Origin of the sequence: Helicobacter didelphidarum, assembly GCF_003364195.1 — a bacterium.
Lineage (GTDB): Bacteria > Campylobacterota > Campylobacteria > Campylobacterales > Helicobacteraceae > Helicobacter_A > Helicobacter_A didelphidarum.
In genome coordinates, this window is sequence record NZ_NXLQ01000022.1 from 25,628 (window position 1) to 32,833 (window position 7,206).

The 7,206-nt window shown below is 30.7% G+C and carries 7 protein-coding genes; 2 read left to right on the forward strand and 5 right to left on the reverse strand.

Annotated features, from left to right (window positions below; genetic code table 11):
• The first annotated feature begins 79 nt into the window (after positions 1-79).
• Both CQA53_RS08280 and CQA53_RS08285 read left to right on the forward strand, forming a co-directional pair.
• The gene (locus tag CQA53_RS08280) at positions 80-319 is read left to right on the forward strand and encodes a DUF2443 family protein (RefSeq protein WP_115543536.1); all 240 of its coding nucleotides are present in this window, start codon (positions 80-82) and stop codon (positions 317-319) included.
• 173 nt (positions 320-492) lie between these two features.
• Positions 493-1,053 (forward strand): DJ-1 family glyoxalase III, encoded by a 561-nt coding sequence (locus CQA53_RS08285; protein ID WP_115543537.1) that lies wholly within the window; start codon positions 493-495, stop codon positions 1,051-1,053.
• 205 nt (positions 1,054-1,258) lie between these two features.
• Here the strand turns inward: CQA53_RS08285 and CQA53_RS08290 are convergent, their stop codons facing one another.
• The 5 genes from CQA53_RS08290 to CQA53_RS12380 form a co-directional block, all read right to left on the reverse strand.
• Positions 1,259-3,826 (reverse strand): endonuclease MutS2, encoded by a 2,568-nt coding sequence (locus tag CQA53_RS08290; protein WP_115543538.1) that lies wholly within the window; start codon positions 3,824-3,826, stop codon positions 1,259-1,261.
• 28 nt (positions 3,827-3,854) lie between these two features.
• On the reverse strand, positions 3,855-4,250 hold the full coding sequence (locus CQA53_RS08295) for a hypothetical protein (RefSeq protein WP_115543539.1): 396 nt from the start codon (positions 4,248-4,250) through the stop codon (positions 3,855-3,857).
• Between the two features lie 327 nt (positions 4,251-4,577).
• On the reverse strand, positions 4,578-5,684 hold the full coding sequence (hypD, locus tag CQA53_RS08300) for a hydrogenase formation protein HypD (protein WP_115543540.1): 1,107 nt from the start codon (positions 5,682-5,684) through the stop codon (positions 4,578-4,580).
• Between the two features lie 242 nt (positions 5,685-5,926).
• A complete protein-coding gene (locus CQA53_RS08305) occupies positions 5,927-6,646 on the reverse strand; it encodes a YebC/PmpR family DNA-binding transcriptional regulator (protein WP_115543541.1) in 720 nt (239 codons plus the stop codon).
• A 346-nt stretch (positions 6,647-6,992) separates the two neighbouring features.
• Positions 6,993-7,133, reverse strand: a complete 141-nt coding sequence (locus CQA53_RS12380; protein WP_181882403.1) for a hypothetical protein — start codon at positions 7,131-7,133, stop codon at positions 6,993-6,995.
• Between the last annotated feature and the right edge of the window lie 73 nt (positions 7,134-7,206).

Here is a 7,206-nt window from a genome sequence, read left to right on the forward strand (position 1 = left end):
ATTTTATTATCCTCTTAAAGATAAAACTTTAAAAAGATTTGTTACAATTTTTCTATAATTTGTAATGAAAGGGTATGTTGTGTTTGAGAGAATTAATCAAATTATAAAAAATATTGAGAATATTCAAGATGAAATTACCATTGCATTAAATATGGCAAAAATTACACTTGAAGACTATATTATGATTAAACGAGGCAGTATGGATATGCCAGCTACACTAAGCATGAGTTTATTCTCACAAGTTGATGAGCATGTAATGGCGTTGAAAAAAGAGATTGATACGCTTAATAAGTTAAAAAGAGAATGGTTTGTTTTCTAATTTATAATCAGGCTTAATATATTTAAATATTTAATTAAATATTCTTCCATATCGTAATTATTTGGGTTCAATAAAGATCGTATGAATATGCTTTGCTTTTGATTTTCTTTATAAATATATGAAATTTTATTTTTTTTCATTATAATATAATATTTAATTTTTGGAGAAATTCTATGAAAAATGTATTAGTTCCATTGGCACAAGGTTTTGAAGAAGCGGAATTTGTTGGAATAGTTGATGTTTTACGTCGCGCACAATTAAATGTTATTGTAGCAAGCTTAGATGATTCTTTTTTAGTCAAAGGTGCAAATAACATTGAAATTCAAGCACAAATAGCCATAAAGGATGTCAATATGACTTCTCTTGACGCCATTGCATTAGCAGGTGGATTTGAGGGTATGCAAAACCTCTCAAAGAGTGATTCTATTTTAAAGATCATTCAGCATCTGCATACAAACAACAAGATTGTTGCAGCAATTTGTGCTTCTCCAATTGTTTTAAATAAAGCGGGTGTTATACAAGGCGATTTTACTTGTTATCCAGGGTGTGAGGACGGACTATCAGGGAATCGAATCAATAAAGCTGTTGTAATAAATAAGAATGTTGTTACCTCTGCTGGTCCTGCTACTGCCATATTATTTGGTTTAACACTTGTTAAATTATTGTGTGGAGAAGAAACATATCAAGCATTATATGAAGGTTTGCAAGTTCCATTAGCACAATCTTTTATATAATCCTCTTTACAGCTTACAAAAGATTTTATGTTTATTATTATAAATCTCTATTAAATAAGATTCGATAGAGAAAAGATACGAAAGAACATATCATCTTCACGATGAGCCATAGACTTCCCTATTTTTCATGATTACAATTTATAAAATTACTTTTAATGTGGCATGAAAATATAATAGCTTTTTAATGTAAATTTTATCTATAAATTTAATCCAAATATACGAGTTTAGCACTTTTACCACCAAGATGATATGGAGCATCCACAAACCCACGTACTACTTTAGAATTTTGCAAATATTGCACAACCATTTGTTGTAAAATACCACTACCTCTTCCATGAACAATAAGAACCTCTTGGAATTTTGCTATAATTGCTTGACTTATAAAAGATTCCAGTTCTTCACAAGCTTGCTCTTTGGTTAAACCATGCAAATCAAGACTTAAACTCGCTTTATTTTCGGTTTTCAATGTATGCGTAGATTGGATTTGTCTTACCTCATTTGTTTGAGTTAATTCATATCCTTTTATACCCTTTATTTTCATATTATTATCCTCATACTGAAGGGTATAAATATTATCTTTCTTCTCAAGAATTCTTGCAAATTTTTTATGATATTTTACTCTTTCTCCAACATTAAAATCTTGTTGTTTCTGCGGGGTTATATGTAGGATATTTTCTTGATTTTTGTGCGTTTTATTCAACAATCTATGAATTGCAGCAATGGTTTGTTGTGTGCTTTCTAAATTTTTTGCTTCAGAAAAAGTTATGAGATTTTTTTGTGATTGTTTTGCAAGCATTTTAATTTCCTTAATCGCTTCATTATAATGTCGCTTTAACTGAAGGCTTTGTTTCTCAAACTCATTCCTTAATGTTTGCTGAAGTGCCTCCAACTCTTTATTTTTTGCTTCTTGCTGTTGGACAAGATTCTGTAATTTTATTTCATTTTGTTTGTTTATTATGATTTGATAGTGTGATTGTTCAATCAATCTTTCAAGTTTATTCGCCTCCTCACCATGCACCTTTCTTGCCTCATCAATCAAGTGCTGTGGGATTCCATAATGCAAAGCACATTCTAAGGCATAACTTTTCCCGACACCATCAATAAATTCAAAAGTTGGTTGTGCTTTTTTATAATCATAAAGTGCTGCAAGGAGTTGAGTCTGTGGATTGTCAGCCATAAGTGTAACAAGATGTTTATGATGGGTAGTTACGAGAATCTTTACACTATTTTTCAAAAGATTGTCCAATAAAACTTTGTAAAGACTGGCAGCTTCACTTGCGTCTGTTCCTATCTCTATTTCATCAATACCAAGTATTAAATCTTTTGTATTCAAAAATTGTTTAAATTCGCTAATTCTGCCTGAAAATGTAGAAATATCATTTTTAGAATCTTGTGGATCTTGTGCAATAATTGCAATGTTTTTGATAAAAGGCAAATAAGATTTTGCTGCGTTGATTTTCATTGGTAAAAGCACTTTCGCACAAAATAATGCACTCAAAATGCTTTTTAACAGCATTGTTTTCCCACCTGCATTTACACCTGTTATCATAACAAGATTCTTTATGATTTCAAGTTTAATTGGAATTGGCTTCTTAAGACTTGGATGTGCATATTCATGCAGGATAATAGAATCTTTTATGCTCTTAGATTCTAAAAATGAGAAAACAAATTCGAAGTTATAATCTTTCGCAAAATGAAGACGTGCAAGCACTCTATCTATAAAATCATATTCCTTATTGATAAAACGCAAGAATGGAACATATTTTTGTAAGATTTTGCTATATTCTTTTTCTAATTCAAAAGTTCTTGCTTGGATTTTATCTTGCAAAGTATAAATTTGTGATTGAATATTCTCTAAACTCAATGGGACAATGTAAAAAAAACCATGTGCAGAACGACTTATTACTTTTGCCTTAATCGCATGGGAATATCCTGCACGCACAAGTAAAGCAAGGTTGTTCTCAATAAAGTGTAATTGTTTATCAACAAGATATTCTTGCAAATGAATAAGATTCATAGCAGAATAAAGTTCTGTTTGTTTTTCTCGAAATTTAGAATCTAATGCCTGTAAATAAGAATCTAATTGACTATCTGCACCAAACTTTAAATATGTATATGAATTGTTGCCTTGTTGCAAAGATTCTTTAAGATTAAAATCAAACAGATTTAAAAGATCGAGAATTTCATGTGGAAAAATAAACTTTTGACAATATTCATATAAATAACCCTCTGTAATATCATCTCGATTCTTAAAATCATAAAAAAAATTTACAATTTGCATAAATTCAAATATTTCTTGCAAACGCAGTGTAGCTCCTTTGTTAAGACGCAACAATTCATCATCTAAAAAGCTTATACAAGGTAACTTTGGAAGAATGTGAGATTCCAAAGCAAGTAAGAGTTCATACATTTTTTGTAACGATGAAATGTGTAAAATATGCTCAAGTATGGCATTATCACAATTGTTTTGGTTATTGCGTATGCCAGGAGAAAGTTTATTTTCAGAATCTTTCAAGAAATCTCTATTTGTAGGAATAATATCCCACATCTTGCGAGAAAAATAAGAAGCAAAGATTCTTATAAAATCTTGCAAACCAAGTTTCGCGATAAGATTCTGATATGTAGCCTGATTGTAACCTTGCACATCTTGATTATATGACAGAAAGCGAGATTGAGACAAGTGTTTCAAATCTTTCTGTGTATAATCTTCAGTATTTTGGGTTTGCGTAGTTTTGATATAATGTTTTAGCTCTCTTTGATCCTTTTTGCTCATTTTCTTTATCGCCTCTTTCTTTCTTAGATTAATCCTGTATCATTTCTAAATCTTGAGCCTGAATGTGTCGTATGCAATCTTCAATATGAATGTTTATGCCTTTTAAATCATTTTTACCAGAAAATGTTAGTAAATCAGAAAAATAAATAAAGTTTGCCTTATTTATCTGTGTTTGTTCTTCGTTATAATTACAAATAAGAACTTCATTGTTTTTAAAAGCAGATTCAAACTCTTGAATATGTGCATTAACAATGCTTCGCTTGTAAGCATGAATACTTGTTATGATACAAAGTAAAAGAAAAAATATCATAAGACTTATACGAATAGTCATTTTAACACTTACCCATTGATGTATAACGCTATAAAAAAGCATACTTGCAAACACAAGCCCCATGCAAATAGTAAAAAAATCTATATATTGCATCATTTTCCTTTTTAGAACAAAAACATTGAGAGAAAAATAGATAAATGGAATTCTACAAAAAAGATTCATTATGTGAAAGACTGCTTTATGTTTTGTAATTTTTATTCTCAAATAATCACGGAATTATAGCATGTTTCTATAAAGTAACCAAAAGATTTTATGTCTCAATTCTTTTATTTGTATATTTTTTGCAAAGCTTTTTCTTGAGATAATATTGTCTTATATATAGAGAGCTGAAGCAATATAATAAAGATTTAAATTCTCCAAAAGATTATCGTATAAGTGATCTAAGTATTATTTTAATGTCTTACTTCATAAATTCTTATGTTACTGCAATGCACCATATTTATAGTAAGCCGCACATGCACCCTCACTGCTTACCATACAGCTTCCCATAGGCTTAAGTGGGGTGCATGACTTACCAAAAACCTTACAATCTTTTGGTTGTGCTAAACCTTTCAAAATTTCTCCGCACAAACAAGATTTAGATTCACGAGATTCTATTTCTTGAATTGGGAACTGATATTGTGCATCAAAAAATCTATATTCTTCTTTTAATTGCAAACTTGATTCTTTTATTTCACCAAGACCACGCCATACAAAACTTGGTGCAATCTCAAAATATTTCTCAATCATGGCTTGTGCTTTGAGATTTCCCTCTATATTAACAACGCGCGAATATTGATTTTGCACATAATGCTCACCATTTATCTTCTGTGTAATGATACTTAAAATACTCTCAAGCATATCAACAGGCTCAAACCCACTTACTACAATAGGTATCTTATAATCCTTTGCTAATGGCTCATAAATTTTAGAACCACTTATTACGCTTACATGCGATGGAGCGATAAGTGCATTCACTTTTGCTCTCTTGTCATCAAGAATTGCACGGACAGGAGGAGGCACTAAAACATGATTGATATGCAAGAAAAGATTCTGTATATTCATTTGAATAGCTCTTTGCAACAAAGCTACACTCATTGGGGTTGTTGTTTCAAAGCCAATGGCAAAATAAATGACTTTTTTATCCTTATTCTCCTTTGCTATTTGCAAACAATCAAGCGGAGAATACACAAATCGAACATCAGCACCTTTTGCCCGTGCGTCAGCTAGATTCCCAAACTCACCCGGGACTTTTATCATATCTCCTAAAGTTACTACGATTGTATGAGGTAACATTGCAAGTTGATAAGCTTGAGTGATACGCGATTTTGGCATGATACATACAGGACAGCCAGGACCATGTATGAAATGGATTTTTTGAGAATCTATCAATCCCTTTAACGCATATCGCATAAGTGTATGAGTATGACCACCACACACCTCCATAATATACAAATCATCTTGAAGTTGTTTTGCTTTTTTATTGATTTGCACGCTCAATGCTTGAATGTGAGACTTGTCACGATAAGGATTAATAAAATCTTGCATTTATTCTCTCTTCATATATAATTTTAGGTTATTTTGGATTAGAGATTTTCAATATTATCATTTTGGTAAAATTCTAATATGACTCTTAATTTTTTATACAAATAACATACAATAATTCATTGTAATTAGGAAATTTTATAAAAAAATTACACAAAATTTTGTAAGCAACTTATCAAACTATAACACTTCCTTCAGAACTTAGAAATCAATACGGAATCTATATTTTACATTTCGTTAAAGTATCATGCGAGATTAGTATAAACTGCTTGAACATCATCATCATCTTCAATTTTATCAAGCAATTTATCAAGCTCTTGCATTTGCTCTTCATTAAGTGTGATTGGATTTGTTGGGATTCTTACTAATTTTGCAGATTTTACTTCAATCTGAAGAGATTCTAAGCCAAGTGATAATGTGCCAAAATCTTCATATTTTGAATATGCTATATATGTATTTTCATCAGAATCCTCACTTTTTTCAAGAGAATCTAACCCATAGTCAATTAATGCAAACTCTACTTCATCTTTTTCCTTGTTATCAAGATAAATATGAAACTCACCTTTTCGCTCAAACATAAAATCGATAGCACCATTAGTAAGTAAGCTTGAATTTGGTGTTTTATTAAAATAGCTCTTAATATTTGCAACTGTTCGTGTTGGATTATCAGTTGCACATTCAATAAAAATTAATACGCCATTTGCACTTTTACCTTCATAAGTAGTCTCCTCAAAATTACCATCTTTCCCACTTGCTCGTTTAATGGCTGCTTCAATATTATCTTTTGGCATATTCTCTGCTTTAGCATTTGCTATGGCAGTTCGCAATTTTGCATTCATTTCAGGATCAGTCCCACCTTCTCTTGCAGCAATAGTGATGGCTGTGGCAAGCTTTGGAAAGATTTTGCTCATTTTACCCCATCGTTTTTCTTTGGCTGCACGACGATATTCAAATGCTCTTCCCATGCAATCTCCTTTATAAAATCTCTATAATTTAGATTTGTGATTTTATCATAATTCTGTAAAAATTTTCAAAAATATCAAATCCAATGTTTAAATCTTAAACAAAATTGTTTTATCGACTATTATAAGCTTTTGGCTTAAAGAGCTTAATGACTAGATTTAGAAATACGGGTATGCCCCTTTCAGCCTTTAAATATCTATAAGCACAAGAAAAATATAAAGTATTCCAAGCAAGAATACAAAGTTTAAAAATAACTTGCACAAACTTTATCTTGCTAGATTCCATAAAAACAGAATCTAATATTAGTTTAGCTATTAGAGTTTATTACTTTTATTTGCTCTTTATTTTCTAAAAACCAATGATGGATCCGCCTATATAGTTTTGTGGAACATCTACTATCTCCTTTGCCCCTGTGCCAAATAAATCTTGCTTACTATCACAATGAGTGCAAATTAACTTTTTTAGCCTTAAAATCAAAAGGACAAACATTTGAGGAATCTATGAAAAAGCAATCAAGTAAGTTGGGCATAAAAGAAGAATTTAATAAGTTATCCCAACCTCA